This window comes from Flavobacterium lacustre (assembly GCF_027474525.2).
GTDB classification, from domain to species: Bacteria; Bacteroidota; Bacteroidia; order Flavobacteriales; family Flavobacteriaceae; genus Flavobacterium; species Flavobacterium lacustre.
This window is the reverse complement of record NZ_CP114882.2, coordinates 149456-175631: the sequence shown is the minus strand read 5'-3', so window position 1 is coordinate 175631 and position 26176 is coordinate 149456. Positions and strand designations below refer to the sequence as shown.

22 protein-coding genes are annotated in these 26176 nt (G+C 34.6%); 5 read left to right on the top strand and 17 right to left on the bottom strand.

Annotated features, from left to right (window positions below; all coding sequences use genetic code 11):
• Window positions 1–178 precede the first annotated feature (178 nt).
• Window positions 179–1633, bottom strand: a complete 1455-nt coding sequence (locus O6P34_RS00860) for a glutamate synthase subunit beta (RefSeq protein ID WP_269685472.1) — start codon at window positions 1631–1633, stop codon at window positions 179–181.
• A 2-nt stretch (window positions 1634–1635) separates the two neighbouring features.
• A complete protein-coding gene (gene gltB, locus O6P34_RS00855; RefSeq protein WP_269685471.1) occupies window positions 1636–6156 on the bottom strand; it encodes a glutamate synthase large subunit in 4521 nt (1506 codons plus the stop codon).
• Window positions 6157–6562: 406 nt separating this feature from the next.
• Here gltB and sucC point away from each other — a divergent pair, with 406 nt between their 5' ends.
• On the top strand, window positions 6563–7756 hold the full coding sequence (gene sucC / locus O6P34_RS00850; protein WP_269685470.1) for an ADP-forming succinate--CoA ligase subunit beta: 1194 nt from the start codon (window positions 6563–6565) through the stop codon (window positions 7754–7756).
• Between the two features lie 126 nt (window positions 7757–7882).
• Here sucC and O6P34_RS00845 read toward each other — a convergent pair whose 3' ends face one another.
• The 7 genes from O6P34_RS00845 to O6P34_RS00815 all read right to left on the bottom strand — a co-directional run bounded on the left by O6P34_RS00845 (window position 7883) and on the right by O6P34_RS00815 (window position 13090).
• On the bottom strand, window positions 7883–8869 hold the full coding sequence (locus O6P34_RS00845) for an aldo/keto reductase (protein WP_269685469.1): 987 nt from the start codon (window positions 8867–8869) through the stop codon (window positions 7883–7885).
• A gap of 23 nt (window positions 8870–8892) precedes the next feature.
• Window positions 8893–9585: an SGNH/GDSL hydrolase family protein gene (locus O6P34_RS00840; protein WP_269685468.1), complete on the bottom strand. Its 693-nt coding sequence runs from the start codon at window positions 9583–9585 to the stop codon at window positions 8893–8895.
• Window positions 9586–9647: 62 nt separating this feature from the next.
• Window positions 9648–10535, bottom strand: coding sequence for a cysteine synthase CysM (gene cysM, locus O6P34_RS00835; RefSeq protein WP_269685467.1), 888 nt, complete (start codon window positions 10533–10535; stop codon window positions 9648–9650).
• A 1-nt stretch (window position 10536) separates the two neighbouring features.
• Entirely contained in the window at window positions 10537–11328 is a 792-nt protein-coding gene (gene epsC / locus O6P34_RS00830; RefSeq protein ID WP_269685466.1) for a serine O-acetyltransferase EpsC, read from the bottom strand.
• 228 nt (window positions 11329–11556) lie between these two features.
• On the bottom strand, window positions 11557–12024 hold the full coding sequence (locus O6P34_RS00825; protein WP_269685465.1) for a PEGA domain-containing protein: 468 nt from the start codon (window positions 12022–12024) through the stop codon (window positions 11557–11559).
• Between the two features lie 17 nt (window positions 12025–12041).
• Window positions 12042–12425, bottom strand: a complete 384-nt coding sequence (locus O6P34_RS00820; protein ID WP_269685464.1) for a hypothetical protein — start codon at window positions 12423–12425, stop codon at window positions 12042–12044.
• Between the two features lie 41 nt (window positions 12426–12466).
• A complete protein-coding gene (locus tag O6P34_RS00815) occupies window positions 12467–13090 on the bottom strand; it encodes a hypothetical protein (protein WP_269685463.1) in 624 nt (207 codons plus the stop codon).
• A gap of 268 nt (window positions 13091–13358) precedes the next feature.
• On the opposite strand from O6P34_RS00815, the gene O6P34_RS00810 reads away from it, so the two are divergent.
• Window positions 13359–14060 carry a DUF1003 domain-containing protein gene (locus O6P34_RS00810; protein WP_269685462.1) on the top strand — a complete coding sequence of 234 codons (702 nt, stop codon included), beginning with the start codon at window positions 13359–13361 and terminating at the stop codon, window positions 14058–14060.
• A gap of 3 nt (window positions 14061–14063) precedes the next feature.
• On the opposite strand, the gene O6P34_RS00805 is transcribed toward O6P34_RS00810, so the two are convergent.
• Window positions 14064–14342, bottom strand: a complete 279-nt coding sequence (locus O6P34_RS00805) for a DUF2752 domain-containing protein (RefSeq protein ID WP_269685461.1) — start codon at window positions 14340–14342, stop codon at window positions 14064–14066.
• 103 nt (window positions 14343–14445) lie between these two features.
• Here O6P34_RS00805 and O6P34_RS00800 point away from each other — a divergent pair, with 103 nt between their 5' ends.
• Both O6P34_RS00800 and O6P34_RS00795 read left to right on the top strand, forming a co-directional pair.
• Window positions 14446–14628, top strand: coding sequence for a hypothetical protein (locus O6P34_RS00800; protein WP_269685460.1), 183 nt, complete (start codon window positions 14446–14448; stop codon window positions 14626–14628).
• A complete protein-coding gene (locus O6P34_RS00795; protein WP_269685459.1) occupies window positions 14621–15172 on the top strand; it encodes a DUF8465 domain-containing protein in 552 nt (183 codons plus the stop codon). Before O6P34_RS00800 ends, O6P34_RS00795 begins: the two co-directional genes overlap by 8 nt.
• A gap of 99 nt (window positions 15173–15271) precedes the next feature.
• Here O6P34_RS00795 and O6P34_RS00790 read toward each other — a convergent pair whose 3' ends face one another.
• A complete protein-coding gene (locus O6P34_RS00790; RefSeq protein ID WP_269685458.1) occupies window positions 15272–16237 on the bottom strand; it encodes a hypothetical protein in 966 nt (321 codons plus the stop codon).
• 86 nt (window positions 16238–16323) lie between these two features.
• Between O6P34_RS00790 and O6P34_RS00785 the strand changes: the two genes are divergently transcribed.
• Window positions 16324–17448, top strand: a complete 1125-nt coding sequence (locus tag O6P34_RS00785) for a cysteine desulfurase family protein (protein WP_269685457.1) — start codon at window positions 16324–16326, stop codon at window positions 17446–17448.
• Window positions 17449–17547: 99 nt separating this feature from the next.
• Here the strand turns inward: O6P34_RS00785 and O6P34_RS00780 are convergent, their stop codons facing one another.
• From O6P34_RS00780 to O6P34_RS00755, 6 genes are all read right to left on the bottom strand, one after another.
• Entirely contained in the window at window positions 17548–19770 is a 2223-nt protein-coding gene (locus tag O6P34_RS00780) for a glycosyltransferase (RefSeq protein ID WP_269685456.1), read from the bottom strand.
• An 11-nt stretch (window positions 19771–19781) separates the two neighbouring features.
• Complete coding sequence (locus tag O6P34_RS00775; RefSeq protein WP_269685455.1) at window positions 19782–20819, bottom strand: glycoside hydrolase family 130 protein; 1038 nt, start codon at window positions 20817–20819, stop codon at window positions 19782–19784.
• A 37-nt stretch (window positions 20820–20856) separates the two neighbouring features.
• Window positions 20857–21834, bottom strand: coding sequence for an MlaD family protein (locus tag O6P34_RS00770; RefSeq protein ID WP_269685454.1), 978 nt, complete (start codon window positions 21832–21834; stop codon window positions 20857–20859).
• Window positions 21835–21842: 8 nt separating this feature from the next.
• Window positions 21843–22595 (bottom strand): ABC transporter ATP-binding protein, encoded by a 753-nt coding sequence (locus O6P34_RS00765; RefSeq protein WP_269685453.1) that lies wholly within the window; start codon window positions 22593–22595, stop codon window positions 21843–21845.
• 8 nt (window positions 22596–22603) lie between these two features.
• Entirely contained in the window at window positions 22604–23386 is a 783-nt protein-coding gene (locus O6P34_RS00760; protein WP_269685452.1) for an MlaE family ABC transporter permease, read from the bottom strand.
• A gap of 204 nt (window positions 23387–23590) precedes the next feature.
• Complete coding sequence (locus O6P34_RS00755; protein ID WP_269685451.1) at window positions 23591–26176, bottom strand: cation-translocating P-type ATPase; 2586 nt, start codon at window positions 26174–26176, stop codon at window positions 23591–23593.

Sequence of the window (26176 nt, the reverse complement as noted above, 5' to 3'; positions counted from 1 at the left end):
TTACGCAAATTTATTATTCTTTATCAATACAAACAAATAAAAACACTCTTTTTAACAAATTATAACAAAATGTTTGTTTTTAAACAATTAGTGTTTTTATGCTGTTTTTTGTAACTTTTTTAAAATAAAAATCCCTTGATAAAATCAATTATCAAGGGATTTTGTAATTAGGCATTATTTATAGGCTAGGTAAATCGCCATTGCCTTTAGTTGGCAAATTGGTGCAGCCCATTAAATATAAATCAACTTCTCTGGCCGCTTCACGACCTTCAGAAATGGCCCAGACGATTAGAGATTGTCCTCTTCTCATATCTCCGGCTGTAAATATATTTGGTACATTAGTTTGATAATTAGTCGCTTTATAATTGCTTCTCATATCAGTTTCTAATCCCAATTGTTCGCTTAATGTTTTTTCCGGACCTGTAAATCCAAGAGCCAATAACGCTAGATCGCATGGCCAGATTTTTTCTGAACCTTGTTTTTCAATTAATTCAGGTCTTTGTCCAGGAGTCATTTTCCATTCTACTTCAACGGTTTTTAAACCTGTCAATTCTCCTTTTTCATTCGCAATGAATTCTTTGGTGTTAATTAACCAGTTTCTGTTACAACCTTCTTCGTGTGAAGATGAAGTTTTAAGTTGCAAAGGCCAAAATGGCCAAGGAGTACTTTCGCTTCTTCCTACTGGAGGTTTTGGCATGATCTCAAAGTTAGTCACAGATAATGCACCGTGTCTGTTTGATGTTCCTACACAGTCAGAACCGGTATCTCCACCACCAATAACGATAACGTTTTTACCAGTAGCTTTAACTTGATTTTCGATTTTTTCTCCGTATAAAACTTTGGTTTGTTGTGATAAGAAATCCATAGCTTGAACAACACCTTTGCTATCAGCACCTTTAGTAGGTAAGCCCCTTCTTTCAGTAGCTCCTCCACATAATACAATAGAATCAAAAGCTTTCAATTCTTCAACGCTGAAGTTTACACCAACGTTTACATTTGTTTTGAAAACAATTCCTTCGGCTTCTAAAATAGCTACTCGTCTGTCGATAATTCCTTTTTCTAATTTGAAATTTGGAATTCCATAACGAAGTAAACCACCGATAGCGTTATCTCTTTCAAAAACAGTTACTGTATGACCGGCACGGTTTAATTGTTGTGCAGCCGCTAATCCAGCAGGACCAGAACCTACAACTGCTACTGTTTTACCAGTTCTTGTTGCTGGAGTCTGGGGTTTAATCCAACCTTCAGCAAAACCTCTTTCGATGATGCTTTTTTCAATATTTTCAATAGCAACAGGTTCTTTGATGATACCTAATACACATGATTTTTCACATGGAGCAGGGCATAATCTACCTGTAAATTCTGGAAAGTTATTTGTTGATTGCAATATAGCTAATGCGCTTTCCCATTCCTCTTGGTGTACCATGTCGTTAAAATCAGGAATTAAATTTCCTAACGGACAGGCACTGTGGCAAAAAGGAATACCACAATCCATACATCTTGATCCTTGTTCCTTTATTTTTTCTTTTGCTAAAGGAATTGTAAATTCATTATAATTTGATACACGTTCTAAAACAGCAACATTACTTTCGTCTGTTCTATTGTATTCTTTAAATCCACCTATCTTGCCCATGACTATACTGCTATTAGTTCTTCTTGTATTTTCTTTTCTTCTGCTAATCTTAATAATGCTTTTTTGTAATCGGTTGGCATTACTTTGATAAAGTGTTTTTGTTGGTTTTCCCAATCTCCCAAGATTCTTTTGGCCAAAGGACTGTTGGTATACATAGAATGGTTTCTGATCAAGCGTCTTAATTTAGTTAAGTCATCTGATTCTAATGTTTCTAAAGCTACCATTTCCATGTTGCACAAACCGTTCTCGAATTGTTTTTTCTCATCAAAAACATAAGCAACTCCACCGCTCATTCCAGCTGCAAAATTTCTACCTGTTTTTCCAAGTATTACAACTGTACCACCGGTCATATATTCACATCCATGATCTCCAATTCCTTCAACAACTGCTGTTGCTCCAGAGTTTCTTACAGCAAAACGTTCACCTGCCATACCATTGATATATGCTTCACCGGTAATTGCGCCGTAAAGGGCTACGTTTCCAATGATGATATTTTCTTCTGGTTTGAAAGTAGCAGTTGGCGGAACTTTGATAATCAATTTACCTCCAGAAAGACCTTTTCCTAAATAGTCATTACAGTTTCCATGAATTTTGAATGACAATCCATTCGTGGCAAATGCACCAAAACTTTGTCCTGCAGAACCTGCAAAGTCAACTAATATGGTGTCTTCCGGTAAACCTTGTGCACCATATATTTTTGAAATTTCATTACTCAAAATAGCACCAACAGAACGATCTGTGTTTTTGATGTCAAAAGTAACTCTTGTTTTTTCTTTTCTATAAATAGAAGGGATAGCTGCTTTTATAATATCAAAATCAAGAACATGTTCTAATGCGTGATCTTGGCTTGTAGTATTATGATTTGGAACTACTTTCGCTTTTTCTGGTTTGTAAAGGATAGTAGATAAATCTAAACCGCTTGCTTTATAATGTTTGATAGCTTTGTTGACATTCAGTTTTTGTGATTGTCCTACCATTTCTTTAAGCGTTCTGAATCCTAATTGTGCCATAATTTGTCTCAATTCTTCAGCAATGAAATACATGAAGTTGATAACGTGTTCTGGTGTTCCTTTGAAATTTTTTCTCAATTCTGGGTCTTGAGTCGCAATACCTACTGGACATGTGTTCAAGTGACAAGCTCTCATCATGATACAACCTGAAGCTACTAAAGGAGCAGTTGCAAAACCAAATTCCTCAGCACCAAGTAAAGCAGCGATTGCTACGTCACGTCCAGTTTTCAATTGTCCGTCACATTCTAATACTACACGACTTCTTAAATCATTTAAGATTAAAGTTTGTTGTGCTTCGGCAAGTCCAAGTTCCCATGGAATACCTGTATGTTGTAATGAAGTAAGTGGTGCAGCACCAGTTCCTCCATCATATCCAGAAATCAAGATTACATCAGCTTTTGCTTTAGCAACACCCGCAGCAATTGTCCCAACACCAACTTCAGAAACTAACTTAACGTTAATTCTTGCTTCGCGGTTGGCATTTTTTAAATCAAATATTAATTGTGATAAATCCTCAATAGAATAAATATCGTGGTGCGGCGGAGGAGAAATAAGTCCAACATAAGGTGTTGAATTTCTAGTTTCTGCAATCCAAGGCACAACTTTTTCACCAGGTAATTGTCCACCTTCTCCAGGTTTAGCACCTTGAGCCATTTTTATTTGAATCTCTTTGGCATTAGTCAAATAATTGATAGATACCCCGAATCTTCCAGAAGCTACTTGTTTGATAGCACTATTTCTAGAATCTCCGTTAAGTTCTTTTTGGAAACGTTTTGGATCTTCTCCACCTTCTCCAGAGTTACTTTTCCCACCAATTCTGTTCATTGCGATTGCTAAGTTTTCATGGGCTTCTAAACTGATAGATCCATAAGACATAGCTCCGGTTTTGAATTTTTTCACAATCTCTGTCCAAGGCTCTACTTCGTCAATAGAAATTGGGTCTAAATTATTAAATTCAAATAAACCTCTAATTGTCATTAGGTTTTTACTCTGATTGTTAACCATATCAGAATACTCCTTGTAGCTTTCTGGACTGTTTAAACGAACTGCCTGTTGTAGTTTAGCAATAGTAGTTGGGTTAAACATGTGTTTTTCACCTGATCTTCTCCATCTGTAAATACCTCCAATTTCTAATGGCAATAAGTTGGCAATTTTTGAATTAGGGAATGCTTTCTGGTGTCTTTTCTTCACTTCTTTTTCAACTTCCATCAAACCGATTCCTTCTATTCTTGAAGGAGTATAAGGGAAATATTTAGAAGTTAATGTTTTATTTAAACCTAAAATCTCAAAAATTTGTGCAGCTCTGTAAGAATGTAATGTAGAGATACCAATTTTGTTCATGATTTTAAGGATACCTTTAGCAATAGCTTTATTGTAATTGGTAATTGCATAATCTGCTTTTACACCTGTAATAAATCCTTGGTTTACCTGGTCGTGAATAATTTCGTTTACCATGTATGGGTTTATCGCACTGGCACCGTAACCAAATAATAAAGCGAAATGATGTGGTTCGCGAGGTTCAGCAGATTCAATGATGATTCCAAATTTAGAACGTACTCCTAATATATTAAGCGAATGGTGAATGTAAGAACACGCCAATAACATTGGTATTGGAGCCATTTTTTCACTGACACCTCTGTCTGAAAGAATAACAATATTGCAACCTTCAGATACCGCTTTAAAAGTAGCTTGAACACATTTCTCCAAAGAGCGCTCTAAACCATTAACACCTTTTTCTATTTTGTATAAAGTAGAAATAGTTACTGATTTGAAATCTGCGTGATCAATATTTCTTATTTTATCTAAATCCTCGTTTGATATAACTGGATTTTGAATTTTTAATTTTTTACAATGTTTTGGTTCAATATCAAAAATATTGAAATCTCCACCAATTGCTAAACTGATATCAGTAATGATTTCTTCACGAATACCATCCAAAGGTGGATTAGTTACTTGAGCAAATAATTGTTTGAAATAGTTGTATAATAATTGTGGTTGATCTGATAAAACGGCCAAAGGTGTATCGTTACCCATAGAACTAATTGCTTCCGCACCATTAGCTCCCATTGGGTTGATGATCGTTTTTAAATCTTCAATAGTATAACCAAACAAACGTTGTCTTGTCGAGAAATCGATAGTTTCAGTAGGTATTGGGTTATTTGTGTAAGGAATCTGTGCCAGTTGAACTAAATTCTCATCTAACCATTGTTTGTATGGACGTTTAGTTACAACTAAATTTTTAATTTCTTCGTCTTCAATAATACGACCTTCATTCATGTCAACAAGGAACATTTTTCCTGGTTCCAATCGACCGTGTTGTATTACATCTTCTGGTTTGATGTCAAGAACACCAATCTCTGATGACATAATTACAAAACCGCTTTTTGTAAGTGTATATCTTGATGGACGTAATCCATTTCTATCTAATAAAGCACCAATTACATTACCATCGGTAAACGGAATAGAAGCTGGACCATCCCAAGGTTCCATGATACAAGCATTGTATTCATAAAACGCTTTTTTGTCTTCCGACATCGTTTGGTGTTTTTCCCAAGCTTCAGGAACAACCATCATCATAGCTTCCGGTAAAGAACGTCCAGTCATTAATAATAACTCAACAACCATATCCATAGAAGCAGAATCTGATTTTCCTTCTAATATAATAGGGAATAATTTTTTGATATCATCACCAAAAACATCACTTTGCATTAACTCTTCACGAGCACGCATTCTGCTGATGTTTCCACGTAATGTGTTGATTTCACCATTGTGACACATATATCTAAAAGGTTGTGCCAATTCCCAAGAAGGGAAAGTGTTAGTAGAGAAACGTTGGTGTACAAGAGCTAATCTGGTAACCAAGTCATCATCTAATAAATCGGTATAATACCTGCTAATGTCTTCCGGCATCAACAGACCTTTATATATTATCGTTGTTGTAGAAAAACTTGAAAAGTAAAACATATGACTTTCCGAAGTTCTTGAATTTCTGATGGTGTGTTCTGCAATTTTTCTTGCAGCAAACATTTTTGCGTTGAATTGTTGTTCTGTTAAATCCAATCCGTTTTTACCAACAAATACTTGTTTTACGGTTGGTTCTTTTTCTGCAGCAATTTGTCCTAAATTAGAAACATCCACAGGAACATCTCTCCATCCTATGATTTCTAAATTTTGAGCTTTTATAGAATCTTCAAATGTTGTTATACAGAATGAGACCTGATTTTTGCTTTTAGGCATAAAAACCATTCCAACTGCATATTCTCTAGTTTCTGGAATATCAAAATCACATACTTTCTTAAAAAAATCATGAGGAATATCAAACAATATTCCTGCTCCATCTCCGGTTCTTCCATCAGCACTTACGGCTCCACGATGCTCTAGTTTTATTAAGATGTCGAGAGCTTTATGGATAATGTCATTAGACTTTATTCCATTCAAATTACAAATAAATCCTGCGCCACAGTTGTCGTGTTCAAATTCAGGCAAATAAAGGCCTTGTTCTTTAACTTTCATGCTTGCTATTTTTTTTACAAAATTAAAGATTTCATAACATATAATGAATTGAAATGCCTTTTTGAGCTTATTTTTGCTATAATAACAGAAAAACGTTCGATAAATGACAATATTGTTATTTAATTACATCGGAATTGATTTATTAATAAAAAGAAAGCAAGCAAAAAGCCATAATGTCCTTTTTTTTAACTAAAAAATTCAGTTAGAATTTTAGTTGAAGATTTATAACAAATTTACAAGTATTTTTTAAATTTTTAAATTCACTTCCTTTTTTTAATTGAGTTTATATCAAAGAAATGAGGCTCTTACAATATATTAAAAAAAAAATAACAGTTAAGTTTAATTTTGCTATTTTTGTCCCACTTTTATTCTGAAATAAATTCAGAATCCAGACAAATTCTATATTATGAACATACACGAATATCAAGGAAAAGAGATTTTAGCTAGCTATGGAGTTCGCATACAACGCGGAATTGTGGCTAATAGTCCAGTAGAAGCTGTTGCTGCTGCAAAACAATTAACTACCGAAACAGGTACAAGTTGGTATGTTGTTAAAGCCCAAGTTCATGCAGGTGGACGTGGAAAAGGAGGCGGAGTTAAGCTTGCTAAAAATTTACAACAAGTGGAAGAAATTGCAGAACAAATCATCGGAATGCAATTGATAACACCTCAAACTTCGGCTGAAGGTAAAAAAGTACACAAAGTTTTAATCGCGGAAGATGTTTATTATCCAGGTGAAAGTGAAACTTCTGAATTTTATGTTTCTGTTTTATTAAATAGAGGAACAGGTCGTAACATGATTATGTATTCTACTGAAGGTGGAATGGATATTGAAGAAGTTGCTGAACACACACCTCATTTAATTTTTACCGAAGAAGTAGATCCAGCTGTAGGATTACAAGGTTTTCAAGCACGAAGAATTGCTTTTAACTTAGGTCTTTCTGGAAATGCTTTCAAAGAAATGGTGAAATTCATCGATTCTCTATACAATGCCTATATTGGTTCTGACGCCTCGATGTTTGAAATCAATCCAGTTTTAAAAACATCTGACAATAAAATTTTGGCAGTAGATGCTAAAGTAAACATTGACGATAATGCGCTATACAGACAAAAGAAATATGCTGATATGCGTGACATTCGTGAGGAAAACCCAATCGAAGTAGAAGCAAAAGAAGTAGGATTAAACTATGTAGATCTTGACGGAACTGTTGGATGTATGGTAAACGGAGCTGGTTTGGCTATGGCAACCATGGATTTAATTAAGTATGCTGGTTTTGAGCCTGCTAACTTCCTTGACGTAGGTGGAACTGCTGATGCAAAACGTGTGGAAACTGCTTTCCGTATTATCTTGAAAGATGAAAACGTAAAAGCAATTTTAATTAATATTTTTGGTGGAATCGTTCGTTGTGACCGTGTGGCGCAAGGAGTTGTTGATGCATACAAAAATATGGGTGATGCTATAAAAGTGCCAATAATTGTTCGTTTACAAGGAACTAATGCTGCAATTGCAAAAGAATTAATTGATAATTCAGGAATGCCAATTTTATCTGCTGTTGAGTTTCAAGAAGCTGCGGATCAAGTAAAAGCAGCACTTTCTTAATTGAAAAATTGAAGATGTACTTATTGCATCTTTTTTATAAATACAAAATCCTGAATATTTTATTCAGGATTTTTTTGTTTTAAAGTATTTTGAAGCATTAAGCTTTAATAGAATGTTTTTTATTCTTTACCAAAGTTGATGTACTTCGGGCTTGATGTAACGTTCGTAAATGGCATTCATAGCGGCAATTTTTTCATCCGTTAATTTGGGTAAATCATAAACGGATAAATTCGAAAGCACATGACTTTCTTTTGAAGCGCCGGGAATAATACAACTGATTTCCTTGAAATTCAAAATCCATTGTAATGCAATTGGTGCTAAATTTGTAGTTTCCGGAAATAATGCTTTTAATTCTTGAACAGCTTTTAAACCCAATTCATAATTAATTCCAGAGAATGTTTCCCCTTTGTCAAAAGCCTCTCCGTTTCGGTTAAAATTTCTATGGTCTTCTTTTCCAAAAGTAGTTTGAGGATTGAATAATCCCGTAAGCAGTCCGCTGGCCAATGGAACTCTTGCAATAATACCAATATCTCGTTTTTGCGCTTCTTTAAAAAACAATTCTGATGGTCGCTGGCGGAAAAGGTTAAATATAATTTGAACTGTAGTTACATTTGAATATTCGATTGCTTTTAATCCTTCTTCCACTTTTTCGACACTTACACCTAAATTTAAAATTTTTCCTTGTTCTTTCAAACGGTCAAATAATTCAAAAATTTCAGGTCGGTAAAATACTTGGTTCGGAGGACAATGCAGTTGTATTAAATCCAAAGTTTCTAATCCGGTTCTTTTTAAACTGTCTTCTACAAATTTTTGGAGTACTTTCGGTTGGTAGCCTTCGTTTACATGCGGATTAATGTGCCGTCCACATTTTGTGGCAACATAAATACGCTCCGAACGAGAACGAACTACTCTTCCTACCGCGGCTTCACTTAATCCGTTTTCATAAACATCGGCAGTGTCAATAAAATTTACGCCATTATCAATAGCGGTATTGATTAGCTCGTCTGCGGTTTTATCATTGAATGGAGAACCCCATTTTCCGCCTACTTGCCATGTTCCAAGTGCTATTTCCGAAATTTTAAAATTCGTTTTTCCCAGTTTACGATAGTTCATATCCAGTTTTTTAAGAAGATAATTTATTTTTTAGATAAAATGGTGTTTATTGCTTTTTCGGCTAGGGGCGCCATTACTTGATATCCCAATTTGTTAGGATGTACTCCGTCGCCTGAGTAAGCTGCTTTTAGTCCCTTTTGTTCATTCGCCATAGCGGAATAATAATCTAAATATACCATCTTGTTCGCTTCTGCATATTTTTTTATCATTCCATTAAGTGCTACTACTTTATCGGCAGGATTTTGATTGGGTTTCCAAGGGAAATCATAGGCAGGCAATACTGAGCAAAGAATGACTTTGATGTGATTTGCTTTTGCCAGTTCTGCCATCGAAAAAATATTGTCCTTAATCATATCTAACGTTGATGGTCCTGTGTTACCGGCAATATCATTGATGCCTGCTAAAATCAATACGATTTCAGGTTTTAATGCAATCACATCGGCTCTGAAACGAACTAACATTTGCGGTGTGGTTTGTCCGCTTATGCCTCTGTTGATATAAGGTTTACCGGAGAAAAAATCGGGGTCAGTAGGAAACCAAAATTCCGTTATGGAATCTCCCATAAATACGATTCTGTTTTTCCCTGGCTCCGCTACTGCCAACTTCGCATTTTCGTTTTGGTATTTATTTAAATTCGCCCAATCCTGTGCTATTGTTTTTTGTCCCATAAAGATGGATAAGAATAGAATGCAATACGTTAATTTTTTGGTTTTCATTTTTTTTTGTATTAAATAAAATAGATTAGTGATTGATTCTGATTTAGAAAAAAGTTTCTGTTTTAATCAAACAAATCCGAAGACAAATATCGATCGCCTCGGTCACAGATAATGGCAACGATGACACCGGATTCTAATTGTTCTGCAATTTTTATAGCAGCAGCAACAGAACCTCCGCTACTCATTCCTGCAAAAACGCCTTCTTCAAGAGCCAGTCTTTTGGTCATGATGCGTGCTTCTTTTTCGCTGACTTCGATAACAGTATCAACTTTTGAGGCATCGAAAATTTTTGGTAAATACTCTTGAGGCCATTTCCTGATTCCTGGAATTTGAGAACCGTCACTAGGTTGAGCGCCAATAATTTGAATGTTTGGATTTTGTTCTTTTAAATAAGAAGAAGTCCCTATAATTGTGCCTGTGGTTCCCATTGCAGATACAAAATGGGTTACGGTTCCTTCGGTATCGTTCCATATTTCAGGACCTGTAGTTTTGTAATGTGCTTTCCAGTTGTCGTCATTCGCAAATTGATTGAGCATGATGTAACCGCCTTCAGCAACTTTCTTATCGGCATAATCTCTGGAGCCAATAATTCCCGTGCTTGCCGGAGTTAAAATTACGGTTGCGCCATAAGCGCGCATGGTTTGTGTACGCTCAATGGTTGAATCTTCCGGAAGTACTAATTCAATTTCAATGTTGAATAATTGGGCAATCATAGCCAAAGCAATTCCAGTGTTTCCGCTGGTCGCTTCAATTAGCTTATCTCCTTTTTTTATTTCTCCTCTTTCTAATGCTGAGGCTATCATATTGTATGCCGCACGATCTTTTACACTGCCTCCAGGATTGTTTCCTTCAAGTTTTAATAAAAGTTTTACGTTTGGATTCTGAATCAAATTTGTAGTTTCCACTAAAGGAGTATTCCCTATCAGGTCTAATAATTTTTGTGGCTTCATGCTATTTTTTCTCTTTTACTTTTACTTCGGTAGTTGTGGTGTTAGTTACAATTGAATCTGCGGGAATCGATTTGGTTACCCAGGCATTTCCACCAACGATACTGTTTTTTCCAATAGTGGTTGTTCCTCCTAAAATTGTAGCATTAGCATAAATGCAAACATTTTTCTCCACGGTAGGATGTCTTTTGGAATTTTTCATGTCTTTGGTAATACTCAAAGCACCTAAAGTTACGCCTTGGTAAATTTTTACGTGTTTTTCAATTACAGTTGTTTCACCAATTACGATTCCGGTTGCGTGGTCAATGAAGAATGGCGAAGCAATAGTAGCACCTGCATGAATGTCTGTTCCTGTAATACGATGCGCATATTCGCTCATTAACCGAGAGAAAAGCAATAAGTCAAGTAAGTATAATTCGTGGCTTAAACGGTAAATAGCAATGGCATAAAATCCCGGATAAGCAAGATATACTTCTTCAATATCATTTGAAGCCGGGTCGTTTTCTAAAATATATGCGGCATCCTGATTAAGCTTTTCAAGTACGGTGGGTAATTTTTCCAGAAATTTTTCCCAAATAGAATCACATAAAGAATCGGTTTTTTTACAAGCGATTGATGAGATTTCTTTAAATTGTTTTTCTAACTCGTCGATACTTTCGTTCAAGGGAGCGTTACCGTCAAATAGTGTATAAAAAAGTTTTTCAGTGAATGCTTCTGTTTTTGTTTTAATCCCGTAATTGATGGAAAAATGACTCTTTAAAGAGCTGATATTTTGGATAATCTGATTTTTTGTCACGATTATAAAATTGAATTATTAAATGAAAGCAGTAAAAGTAAGGCGTTTTTAGAGAAAGCAGAAACAAAAGTTCAAAGAAATTTGTGAAATTCAAGGAAACAATTTGGTTTTGAGGCCTGTTGAAGTGTTTTTGTTTTATTAAAAAAAAGCTACAACCTCCCATTATATAGGGAGAGTTGTAGCTTTTTTTTTTTTATTTCTTTTAAAGAGAAATTACAATAGGTTCTGTTAGTTTAGTTTTTCTAACTGTCCCACTTTTTTCCAATTTGGATCAATATTTAATGCCACTGCAATATAGACATCACTTTTGTTGACTTTAAATGCTGTTCCTTTACTCATTTCAGCATTAACTTCGTCTGGAGATAAATTATAGATTGCTCCTGTAATTGGGTCAATAATAATTCCAATTAATCCACCAAATACTATATTTCCAATATACCAAGCATTAAATTTCTTGGTCAAATTAGTTTCATAAGTTTGATATCCGTCTAATTTGATCATTACATGATGTTCTTTTTTTCTTTCCAATTTAATTTCAAAAGGGGTTTTTCCAACTTCTACTTCATCAATAAAGATTGATGCTGCTGCAGGATTGCTTCGAAAGTTAACTTTTTGTTTTGAACCTGAAATGATTGTTGCGCAACTTGATACGAGTAAGCTCAATGATAATGTTGCAACGAGTACTGTTTTTTTCATTTTTTTTTAAATAAGGGTTAATTAATTTGTAATTGATATTGAGGAATTTTAGTGACATCTTTTTCAGAAAAATAGAAGTCCACTTTTATTCGGTAACAAGAACTCCATAAATCAGGAGTTTTCTTTTCGGTTACTTTTACGATATTCGCTCCTTTTTCTCTAGCTATTTTTCGGGCTTTAATTAAATTGGAATTAAAATCGCAATCCGTAGAAAATCCGCTATCTTGAAAATGGGCATTTCCTATTTTTTTAGCGCCTTCAGGAACTGCATGGTGAAGGTCAAGAAAAGCTACTTTATCTTCAATAGTCAAAGCTTTAGCAGTGGTTTCAAAACTGGTTGTGATTTTTGGACTGCAACTAAACAATAGTAATGAGAAGAGAGCCAGAAGTGCTTTTTTCATAGATTCATGATTTTTAGTGTTTTTATTTTTCCTAAATTTATTTACTGAATTTTAAGACGTAGCGCATTGTAATTATATGCTCTGATTCCGATTAATCCAAAAACAGTTTCTCCTTTTTTTATGATTTTTCCATTAATAGAAAAGTCGTTTAACTCTTTTTTTAATTTTGCATTTGCGGAACTTGCTGCAATCATATTTCCGCCAGCTAATCCTGGTCCGGCTATCAGGCCAACAGGGAATGAGCTAGTTTGTTCGGTATAACCGTAGGCGTCTGTTTTTGTGGTGTAAAATTGTATAGGACTTAATAATAAATACCACAAGTAGGAAGCAGGGCTTTGTTTCAATTCTTTGTAAACAGTTTCAGTTTCTATGATGTATATTTCATTCCAATTTTCATAGGTTAGTTTTATGTCTTTTCCAAAAACTAAATCTTTTTCAGTATCGTTTTTTATTCTAATAGCTATTAGTCGTATTCCGTTTTTCTTCTCTTTTTTGATGTATTTTTTATTGTTTAATAAGTCGTATTTATACTCAAGAGTTACGCCATTACTGGTGTTATTTGAAATGTAATTTAAAGAAGTTGGATTTATAGTTTTGTATCCAGAAGCACAACTATTAAATAAAAACGCACATGATAATAAAAAAATAATTTTCGAAAGTTTCATTTCTAAAAGGAGTTTAAATTTTTGTAAAGGGTTAGGTTGTTTGTTTTTTTAATAGCATTATAATAGCTGATTTTGTATTTAAAACAATGTTAAAATACATACAAATATAATTATTTACTTACAGTTTTATTCTTATTTTTATATTTATTCTTGTTGAATTTAAGTGATTGTTTTGTAGGTTTTTAGCTGATTTTTTAGTGAATTTTTAATTGATTTTTTTCGCAAAGTCATTTTTTTAATGCGTAAATTAGTCCTTAAAATAGATTGTATGAAAACCAGTTCAATATTTAAGAGCGCCATTTCGGATATTGAATTTCCAGTGAATGAAAGAATTTCCGGTAAATCGATTCAAAATCCTATTTTAGGATTAATAATTAAAGATCATCCGGATTTTACCAGCGATCAATTTATTTCGATAAGTGAATTGAACTTGTATCGGGAAAAATATATTTCTAATTATTTGTTGGCCGAAATAGGAGAACTTTCTAATCTCGAAAAGCATGTTATGGGTTCTTTGAAAGAAGACACCTCATTGGTTAGTCAAGTAGAAGATGAGATTGAAACCAGAACAATAGGTCAAAAAGTAGCGGATCAAGTGGCTAATTTTGGTGGCAGTTGGAAATTTATAATTCTGTTTGGAGTTTTTATTCTTCTTTGGATTTTAGCTAATATTTACATTTTATTAAATAAAGGTTTCGATCCATATCCGTTCATTTTATTAAACCTGATTTTATCTTGTCTTGCCGCGCTTCAAGCTCCTGTAATTATGATGAGTCAAAATCGTCAGGAGGAAAAAGACAGAGAACGGGCTAGAAAAGATTATATGATTAATCTAAAATCAGAACTCGAAATTAGAATGTTGCACGACAAATTAGATCATTTGATACAGCATCAACAACACGAATTGATTGAAATCCAGAAAGTACAAATCGAAATGATGAATGATATTTTGAGCCGAATAAAAAAATAGTTTTTAAAAGTGCTTGTAATAATATCCGGCAACCATAAACAAGACATTTATTACAGCCATACTTGTAAGTGGTTTTTTGTAATTTTTGCTATTATCAACAAAATGTAATACTAAAAATCCTAAAAAAATAAGGGTCGTATAAACTGCTGGATACATTTGAAAAGCCATCGAAAATTCTCCTTTCAAGAGTAGGAGGAATGCTCTCTGAAATCCACAACCTAAACACTCAATTCCAAAGAGTGTTTTGCTAAGACAAGGAATCATGTATTTCTCTAAATTCAATGGTTTTTTATTTTTACAATTTTACAAAAAAATAAGAAACGGTTGCGATAATAAATTGAAGCTATTTTAAATTCCTTACTTTTGAAAATTCAAAAATAGAAAGATGAAAAAGTTTTTAATCCCAATAATGATTATTGCGATTTTGGTTGCTTTTTATGAGCAAAGAAGTCAAGATAAAAATGTATATATAACGGTAATTGCAATCGCTGTTTTTATGTTCGGAATGATGCGGTTGAGTGCTAAAACACCAAGTAAAAATCAAGATAAAGAAGAAGGAAATGTTTAGTAAAGGAGATAAAGTTTCAGTACTTGATGAAGCTGTTGACGGAGTGGTGTTATCGGTTCAAGATAAGCAGGTGACTATCGAAACAAAGGATGGATTTGTGATGACATTTTTTGTCAATGAATTGATTAAAATAAACAATACCAGTAACTTAATGGATTCTATCAAAAGAATCAATATAGCTGAAGCGGCAAAGGAGAAAGAGATTCCAAAACCAAGAAGTTTTGTCAAAGAACGCAAAGAAAAGAACGAAATTGCAGCTCCTGAATTTGATTTACATATCGAAAAATTAGTGCCAAACAAACGTGGAATGTCTAATTATGATATTTTAACACTGCAATCTGAAACGGCAAAACGACACATCGAATTTGCTATTCGAAATCGCATTCCGAAGATTGTTTTTATTCATGGAGTTGGTGAAGGGATTCTAAAAGCGGAGCTCGATTTTTTATTGGGACGTTATGATAATATTGCTTTTCAAGATGGAAATTATCAAAAATATGGATTAGGTGCAACCGAAGTTTATATCAAACAAAACAGCAAATAATCGTTTTTTAGATTATAAACCGCATAAAAAAACGTCAGTATAAATTTATACTGACGTTTTTTTATGTGATTAATTCGCGTTTTTTTTTAGCTTTTTTTATCAATTTGTAGTGATTAATTCACCATAAATGTAACTGTCACCAAGAGTAAAATTACTATTTCCGCTGGTTAAAATTACTTTTTTGAGAACAATTTTATGGATGAATGTTCCTAATACACTCGTTGTTGTAACCTCAATAATACCACTCACATTTGCGACTCCGGCATCAGCAATCCACTCTTCACTTTTTGTAGGAAGTGTAGGGGTTGTTGTGTTGCAAAAATAACTAGGCGTTAACACTCCATTAGAGTATAAACGGTACACAAGTTTGTTTACAGTAGTTCCTGTCAATCCGGTTCTTGGAGCATCTAAAGGAGTAATTTCATTCTTGATTAAATCAGGATCAATATCATCTAATGTTAATGCCTCACTACTAGTGTAATTGTAAATTTGTTTCGAAGTGCTGCATTGTTCTACAACCTCATCAAAACCAAAAGGTAGTGTGGTAGCTGTTGTTACATAGTCACCAAATGGGAAAGTTTCTTTGACGAATGAAGTTCCGTCACCTTTGTCAAACGTAATGTTTTTGAAAACAATATTATGATTATAACCCGTGATTGTTGTACGGCCAGTAGAGGTATTTGTTGTCTTTACTGCAGTAGTTGTAATTTGGATTTCGCCATCAGTGGCGGTCCATTGGTCTGTCACGGCAGGTGATGCAGGCGGTATTGTTTCACAAATATTATCTTGAGAAACGGTTCCACTGTAAAAACGATACACCACACGATTTGTACTGTTAATAGCTATTATCGTAGGTTCTCCTTCTGGCGTAGGCTCATTTACAAAGGAACTTTCAGGAATTTCTAACAGTAATGATTCTTTATCTTTTAGTTTAAAGATAATGTTGTTTGTGGTACAACTAAGTGTTTTAGTATCTTCAAAACTAATGTCTTCTTGAATTAAATCTCCATCATCACAACTGTTTAAGGCCAATAATACTATCAGTAGGCTTACAACTCTTTTCATTTTTATAATATTTGGGTCAAAAATAGTGAAAAAATTGACAAATGATATTGGAGAATTCACAATTGATATTTCATAACTTTGCAACAATGAAAAAAGTATATCTCGATAACGCCTCCACAACAGCCATTCGCCCGGAAGTCATTACTGAAATGACTAAAATTTTGAGTGAAGATTATGGTAATCCTTCGTCAACGCATAGTTTTGGGCGAAATGCAAAAAGTATTTTGGAACTTTCCAGAAAATCTATTGCAAAGCATTTTAACGTCTCCGCCCAAGAGATTATTTTTACTTCTTGTGGAACCGAAGCGACTAATTGGATTCTCCGTTCAGCGGTCAAAGATTTGAAAGTAAAACGAATCATAACCAGCAAAATAGAGCATCATGCTGTTTTATATACCGTTTTGGCTTTGAAAAAAGAATATAATATTCAAGTTGATTATGTAGCCGTCAGACCCAATGGTGAAGTAGATATTACCCACTTAGTAGAATTACTTTCACAGGAAAAGAAAACGTTAGTGAGCCTGATGCATGTCAATAACGAAATTGGAACGGATTTAAATTTAGACCGAATAAGTACAATTTGTCAAGAGCACAATGTTCTTTTTCATTCGGATACTGTGCAGTCTATTGGTAAAACAGTCATTGATTTACAAAAATTGCCAATTGACTTTATTGTGGCAAGTGCCCATAAATTTCATGGACCTAAAGGAGTTGGATTTGCTTTTGTTAGAAAAAATTCAGGATTACAGCCTCTTTTTTACGGAGGGGAGCAAGAAAAAGGATTGCGAGCAGGAACCGAAGCGTTGCATCAAATTGCAGGTATGGCTAAGGCTTTGTCGCTTTCGTATGCAAATTTAGAAGCAGAAAAAAAGGGTATTACTGAACTAAGAACATATCTTATAAATCAACTGAAATTAGAATTTCCCGAATTTAAAATCAACGGAAGTTCAGAAGGATTTTATACTGTTTTAAATGTCTTATTGCCTTTTTCAGAAGATAAAACGGCGATGATTTTATTTCATTTGGACATGAAAGGAATTGCTGTTTCCCGCGGAAGTGCGTGTCAATCCGGAAGTATAAAACCGTCTCATGTTTTGGCAGAAATGCTTTCGAATGAAGATTTAAAAAAACCGAGTCTGCGAATCTCATTTAGTCATGAAAACACCAAAGAGGATATCGATTTACTTATTCAAGCTTTGAAAAGTATTTAGAAAAATAAAATCATTAACAATCTGCATTACGGGCAATTGCGTCTTAAAGCCGAACTAAATTTTAAAACCGAGAATTGTTTTTTCTGAAGGATTTAAACACTAATTCTCGGCATATTTTTCCATGATTAATCGCGCTTTAAAATAACATAAAGTAGATTCGGCACCTTGGTTTATATTGATGTGTTTGTCTTCAAGACCATCATATGAAGCTCCATTTTCCGGATTATACATGATTTGTTTGAGGTGATTGTTTCCTAAAAACCAAATGAAAGCCAACTTAAGTTGCTCTTTATATTTTGTATTTTTTGTCACTTCATAAAATAAGTCCAGCGCAATAATGGTTGTTGAAACTTCGATGGGTTGTTCGCCGTAAAAAAATCTTTCGTTTTCTTTTTTGAACCATCCTCTGTTTGAAATCACTTTTAGTTGTCCTTTCATAAAATAATGAGACAGCAAAAAATCAAAGGTGACGGCCGCAATTTTTTTGTATTTCTGTTTTCCGGTGACCAGATAGCTGTACATCATTGCTTCTGGTAAAACGTTATTGGCATACGTCATATAATCTTCATACCAGCACCAACTTTCATCAGAATTAATATTATAATGATGTAATAGTTTATCCGCCAATCGTTCGATATTTCTTTTTATGGAATCTTCCTTGTGAGTTGAATAATAGTTGTAAAGTCCTTTCAAACTATATGCAATAGCGCGTGGTGAAAGGATGTCGTCTATTCGTTCTATGGCTTTGTCCCAACAGATTTCTGCCCGGTTCACTAAATCTTTCGGTAAGGAATTAGTATGACCAATTACAGTTCCTAAACTCCATAACGCTCTTCCGTTAGCATCTTCAAGGTTTACTTCTCCATTTTGTTTTGTTAACACATGATCAAAATCTTTGTAATTATTAAACCAACCATTGTCTTGTTGAATGCCTTCAATAAAACTCAAGTATGTATTGGCCAGTTTAAGGTTAACGTCATTTGGATATGCTTTTTGGTATAAAGTCATGTTGATTAAGGCTCTGGCATTATCATCTAAAGTATAACCGGATTCTGGATCGGGTTCGCTAAATTTTGAAAACTGAAGTATGCCAAAATCTGTAGTGAGTTTTTCTATATGGTCCAGTTTCATCGGAGGAAAATTAAACTTTAAATCCTCTTCTCTGTTGGTTAATTGGTCAAAAAGCAATCGATATTGAATAGCAATATTTTCCCAAGTTGTGGCGTGCGCCAATGAAAAAGCTTTTTTCCCCATTGCAATACGCTCATCCTTATTTTCGATAAGATGTAAAATAGCATTTTTAAATTCATTCGGATTATCAAACTCTTTCAATAAAATTCCGTTGCCATCAACCAGTAATTCAACTGCATGCGGAATCGGGGTTGAAACTACAGCGCATCCACAACTCAAAGCATAAGCAAAAGTTCCACTTACCGCTTGGTTTGGATCTTTAGAAGAAAATAAATAGATTTCAGATAAAGTTAAATATTCCAGTAATTGTTTCAACTCTAAGTATTCGTCAATAAAAAGAACATTATTTTCTAAATGAAGTTCTTCTGTAATGCTAGTAAGTTTGTTGCGGTATTTTTCGCCTTCATTTTTAATAACTTCAGGATGTGTTTTTCCAATGACTAAGTAAATAACGGTTGGGTATTTAGCAACAATTTCGGGTAAAGCATGCAATACGGTTTCGATACTTTTGTTTTCACTGATTAAACCAAAAGTAGATAATACAATCCTGTCCGAGAATCCATATTTGATTTTTAATTTTTCTTTTTGTTCCCAAAGAATGCTATGCGTTCCATGCGGAATTACGATAGTTTTTGCTTTAGGACAGTCATAATGAGTTGTCAAAAGGGTTTGGGAATTTTTGGTCAATACTATAATGCGATCGGATAAATCGGCAATGGCATGAACCACTTTTTTTCTTTTCTCATCAGGATTTGGCAATACTGTATGAAAAACAGTAACAATTGGTTTGTTTAATGCTAAGATAAAAGAGAGAATATAGTCGCCATATTCTCCTCCAAAAAGCCCAAATTCATGCTGAATACAAACTAAACCAATGTCGTTTCGTTCATTTATTTTTTCTGCAACCTGCCGATAATCGTCTAAACAAGAAGCGGATAAAGTATATTTCACCTCATCATTATAGGTGAATTGATGATTGTTGTTTTCCAAAGCACAAACTTCAATGGGAAGGGTGTTCCCAAAAACAAGCTCCACTGCATTTACAATGTCATTTGAAAAAGTTGCTAATCCACATTCTCTTGGCGGATACGAACTTACCAGTAGCATTTTTATTCCTTTTTCAAATTTCATGGTGGTAATTTTTAAGGTTGCTTTCTTAGTTCCAAAAGCAATTCGTTAATATCTAATTTTGCTACAGCGATGTGTTTGTCAGCCACACCGTAATAAATATAAAGGTCATTCCCGAATAAAGCATGACCGGTTGGGAACACAATATTGCTGACTTCTCCTTCTATTTCCCACTTTTTTGTTGGAGAAAAAAGAGGATAAGGTAATCGCGCTATTTCAATTTCGGGTTTGTCTAATTGTAATAAAGCAGCTTTGGCATGGTATATTTTTCCTGTTGGAGTTTCTTGTACACCATGATAAATAAGCAACCAGCCAAATTCAGTTTCTATGGGAGGGCCACCAGCGCCAATGTAGTTTACCTCAAAGATATCTTTGGGGTCAAGTACTATATGTTTATCAAGGTTTCTAAGATAATCTTCCCAAAAAGCTTCGGTTAAATCACTCCAATTTTCAAATTGTACTATTTGAATTCCTGGCCAAATGCGATGTAGCAATACAAATTTTCCATTTACTTTTCTTGGAAACAAAACCACATCTTTATCTCGGAGCAAACGAAATTCATCCTCTACTAATCCAATTTGTGCAAAAAGGTTATAGTATTGATGGTATTTCGGATTTAGTCTGGCTTCATTACAGCACTTTACATAATCTTCATATTCTTGGTAATTTACATGTGGCGTTATTATTCCGTGCTTTTCAAAATGAACTAAATCTTTTGAAGTGATAAGCGCTCCCATAGCGTTGACGCCATCATAAGCGGTATAGGTGATGTAGTACATGCCGTCAATTTTTACAATTCGGGCATCCTCTACACCGTGTTTTTCGTAATCAAATTCACGGCTTATCAATGGTTTTTCCTTTCTTTCAATTACTTTAAGTGGTCCTTCCATTTTTGCATAACCAATGGTCGAATAATTACCATGCTCTACAGCTCTGTATAAAAAGTGTATCGTATTTCCCTCCTGATAAACTCCTGGGTTGAATACGCCATTGTTCTCAAATTCCAAATCAGTAGGACTAAGAACAATGCCTAATTTTTCTATTGTTATCATAATTTGATTTTTTTACTTGATAGTGTGGTTGAGCGTTTTATTTTTTTTGCTCTTTTAATTTTGCTTTTTCTTGTTTTTTGAAATAGCCCCTAAATAAAAAATTGTGTTTTAGAGCCTCCAAGTCTTCGTTCAAACGGATGCTGGCAGCATTAATGTTGGTGATAGTAGAATCTATTTTCCGAACTAATTTTGGGTCATTAGAAAGGTAATTTATTGCGCCTTTTCCTTCTTTAACATTCAAAATGGTCGTGTTCAGGTTACCAACCACTTTGGTAATCTCAGTACTGGATTGATCTAAATTCGAAACGATTGTTTTTATATTATTGGCTACAGCCGTATCTTTTAAAACACCAATTACATTATTTTTTTTGTCTAAAGAACCCATGAGAGTATTTAATTTGGTCACCGCTTCGGAGGTTTCTTTTCCGGTAATTTTCAAATACCGCATGGTTTCTTTCAAGTCTTTGGATAAAACTGAATCTTTAATCAGTAAACCAACGGTTCCTTTTCCCTGCGTGATTTCTTTTGTTATTTTGAGTAAATCTATGGTGAGCAATGATGCATTTTTATTGGTAACACCAAGTGTATTGAGCATGTCATCAGTTCGAATGCGGCTCATAGATTTAATTTGGTCTCCAGGCTCAACAGGAGTTTGGTCTTCTTTACCGGGCAGAATGTTTATAATCATGTTGCCTACTAAACCGTCAGAACCAATTATGGCAATTGCATTTTTTTTGATATGTTTAAAAATAGTTTTATCAATAATCATATCAACCTTGATTGTGGTATCATTAATCATTTCGATTGCTCTAACGGTTCCCACGTTTATTCCGGAATAACGCACATTATTGCCTAATTGTAATCCGCTTACGTTATTGAAAACCGCGCTGAGATGATTGGTTTTCCCAAACATTTTTTGTTTATCTCCAATAAAATACACGGCCAATATAAAAATCAATAAGCCGATGATTACAAATAGTCCAAGTCGTATTTTTTGTGAAGCAGTTTTTTCCATTTTTATATTTATTTAAAGAAAGCTTGTACTTTAGGATCTGTTGAGGTTGATAGCTCTTCAAATGTACCTTCGGCATAATTGATGCCATCTACCAATAAAATCATTCGGTTCGAAATCACTCTGGCGCAATCCACATCATGCGTGATAATTATAGCCGAAGTGTTGTATTTTTTTTGAATGGATATCATTAGTAACAAAATTTCCTTTGCCGTAATGGGATCTAATCCGGTGGTTGGTTCGTCATAAAGAATAATACTGGGCTGCAGAATTAATGTTCTAGCCAAGGCAATTCTACGTTTCATTCCGCCAGAAAGTTCTTCGGGCATCAGATTAACCGTTTGTGCCAATCCTACATTTTCTAAAGCTTCCATAACCAATGGTGTTGTATCTTTTATAACACCAAACTTTTTGGTATGTCGCCGCAATGGAAATTCTAAATTTTCTCTCACCGTCATCGAATCATAAAGCGCGCTTCCTTGAAATAAAAAACCCACTTCGGTTCGAAGTTCATCTAATTGCTCATGATTCAATTCCCTGATATTTTTCCCCATCACGAGTATTGTGCCGCTATCATATTCCTCTAATCCAATTAAACATTTAATCATTACAGATTTTCCGGAACCGGATTTCCCCATGATAACTAAATTTTCCCCTTCATTTAAAACCATATTAAAACCATTCAAAACATGGTTGTCACCATAACTTTTTTTTAAGTCTTTGATTGCTATAATAGGTTTTAGATTAGGTGTTGAATTATTCATAATCTGGGTTATAAATCATAAAAAATATCCGTTACAAAAACAGCAATAAAGTCAATAATAAAAAGCAGCATCGAGGTATAAACCACCGCTGAGTTTGCTGCTAAACCTACGCCGGCAGTGCCTTTTTTACAATTGTATCCTTTGAAACAACCGACGAGTCCTATTGCAAATCCAAAAAAGAAAGTCTTAACCGTTGCCGGAATTAAATCACCAAATTCTAAAGCATCAAAAACCTGATTATAATACAACAGGAAAGAGACATTTCCCTTTAAATTTTCGACCAGAAAGGAGCCAAAAATAGCGATACAATCTCCAAAGAAAACCAATACAGGAAGCATAAATGTCGTTGCCAATATGCGTGTTACTACTAAATATTTAAAAGGATTTGTGCCAGAAACTTCCATGGCATCAATCTGTTCTGTTACTCGCATAGAACCTAACTCAGCCCCAATTCCGGAGCCAATTCGTCCTGCACAAATCAAAGCCGTAATTATAGGTCCGATTTCTCGAATGATTGAAATACTTACCATTGAAGGCATCCAGGAAACAGCACCAAATTCCTGAAGTGTTGGCCGGGATTGCAGTGTAAAAACCAAACCAATAATAAATCCGGTAACAGCTACAAGGAGTAAAGATCGATTCCCCATATAAAAACATTGCCTAAGAAACTCCTTAAACTCAAAAGGACGCTTAAAAGCTTCTTTAAAAAATCGGCCTGCAAAGTAGGATAGTTCACCAATTTCGAGTAAAAAAACATTGAATAATTCGACTATTTTAAAAATGCTATTCATAAAACGGATGAATTAATTTTTAAGAAGAAACGGCTTATCAAATATACAATTATTATGCTGATTATCAGATATTTTACATGTAGTTTATCTGTTTTATCAGGGCTTTTGTCGAAAAAATAAATACTCAGAAAAAAGCTGGAAAATGGAGCTTTTTATAATGCTCTATTTTTATTTTTAAAATAAAGAAAGAGTGCATTACGGGAACTAATTTGTCCTTTTTTGGTTCATGCTTTTTATCCATTTTTCTATTTCTACAGCCCAAAAAATAATACTTGATACAGCCAGAGTTACCGCTAATTCATAAACTGTGAGCGGTTGAGTTCTAAAAATAGCGTTACAAAACGGAACATAAATCAACATTAATTGCAAAGCAATAGTTATAAATAGTGCTCCTAACATGGATTTATTAGAAAACATCCCTGTTTGAAAAATAGATTTCCAGTCTGAACGAATGGCCATAACATGACCCAACTGACTGAAACAAAGTACGGTAAAAGCCATTGTTTGCCAATGACCATTTTGGGAATGAATGGCCCAAGCTTGCATTCCAAGTGTTACGATTCCCATCAAAAAGCCAACCCATAAAATATGAATGGCCATACCGCCTGCAAAAATATTTTCGTTGGGTTTTCTGGGTGGTCTTTTCATGATATCTGCTTCGGCAGGCTCGGAGGCCAAAGCTAATCCGGGCAAACCATCTGTTACCAGATTAATCCAAAGAATGTGTATGGCCAAGAGCGGAATTGGTAATCCAAAAAATGGTGCTAAGAAAATAGCCCATATTTCGCCTGAATTTCCCGTCATGATGTATTTGATGAATTTTAGGATGTTATCAAATATTTTTCGTCCGTGCTTTACGGCAATTACTATGGTGGCAAAATTATCATCAAGCAAAATCATATGAGCCGCTTCTTTTGAAACTTCTGTTCCATTAATTCCCATCGCAATTCCGATATCAGCATTTTTTAGCGCCGGAGCATCGTTTACACCATCGCCGGTCATGGCTACATAATGATTTTTAGACTGTAAGGCGGTAATAATTTTTAATTTTTGTTCCGGATTCACGCGGGCATAAACGCGTACTTTTTCGACAATTTCAATAAATTCTTCCCGAGTTAATCTGGCCATTTCGGCTCCAGTCAATACAAGATCTTCTTCAGAAGTAATGATTGCTAATTTTTCTGCTATAGATTTAGCTGTCAATTTATGATCTCCGGTAATCATGATGGGAATAATTCCTGCTTCTTTACATTCTGATACGGCTTGTTTTGCTTCTTCTCTCGGCGGATCAATCATTCCTGCAAAACCGATAAATGTTAACTCAGATTCGATTTCATTAGGAATTAATTTTTCGGGTAAACTAGGCAGTACTTTTATGGCATATCCCAATACCCGATATCCTTTTTCAGACATTTCATTTGCTTTATGCTCTATTTCAGAAACCTGTGAAGACTGGTTATCAACCAATTTGTTTAGCAAAATATCAACGGCACCTTTGGTAATTATCAGAATCCCATTTTCGGATTGGTGAATTGTCGTCATCATTTTCCTGGTAGAATCAAAAGGTAATTCACCAATTCGTGGGTGTTTTTTTTCTAAATTGGTTCTTTCTAATTTTTCATTGAAAGCAAATTGTGCCAAAGCAATTTCGGTGGAACTGCCCAGCCAAGTCCCTTTTTTATCTTTTGAGACATCATTACTCAAAGCCATGGCATGCAATAAGGCGCTCCCTTTTGTAAAATCGGGAAACTGTTTTCCATCTGAAGTTTCATAGAGGGTTTCAACAGTCATTTTATTCAACGTAAGTGTTCCTGTTTTATCAGTGCAAATGTGTGTTACCGAACCTAATGTTTCTACAGCCGGCAGTTTACGAATTAGTGCATTATTTTTGGCTAATCGCTTTGCGCCAAAGGCAAGTGCTATAGTTACCATGGCCGGAAGTGCTTCGGGTATTGCAGCAACGGCAAGTGAAATGGAGGTGATTAACATAGTCAAAGCAGATTCACCACGCAACCAGCCAATCAAGAAAATTGCGGTACATATTATAAGTATCACTACTGATAAACGTTTGCCAAAAGCTGCTAATCTTTTTTGTAAAGGCGTTGAGGTTTCGTCGGTTTGAATCAATTTTGCAATGTTCCCTAACTCTGTGTCCATTCCTGTCGCCACTACATAAGCAAGTGCGCGACCCGCAGTGACAAAGGTTCCTTTGAATCCCATATTCGAAAAATCACCAAGAGAATATTCCGCTTCGGGTAAGGTTTCAGTATTTTTTTCTACATTATGTGATTCTCCGGTAAGGGTTGATTCGTCTACTTTTATCTGATGGGTTTCAAAAAAACGAATGTCGGCAGGAATGCTGTTTCCTCCTTTAAGTATGACAACATCTCCTGGAACTAAATTAGAAACCGGAATGTCTATGGGTTTTCCTTCTCGCAAAACACAGGCATGATTTGCAATCATATTCTTCAAAGCTTCCATTGCTTTTTCGGCTCGGTATTCTTGTACGACTCCAACCAAAGCATTTATTAAAACAATGGCAAGAATAATCACGGTGTCTGTTACATCGCCCAATAATCCCGAAATAATTGCTGCTACAATAAGAATGAGAATCATGAAATCCAGTAGCTGGTGTAATACCATTTGTAAAATAGATTTCTTTTTTTTGTCCTCTATTTCATTTTTTCCATATTGAATAAGGAGTTGTGAAGCAGTTACAGAATCGATACCTGATGGTTTTGTATTCAATAACTGGGCGATTTCCGATATAGGGATTAAATGCCAGTTCAT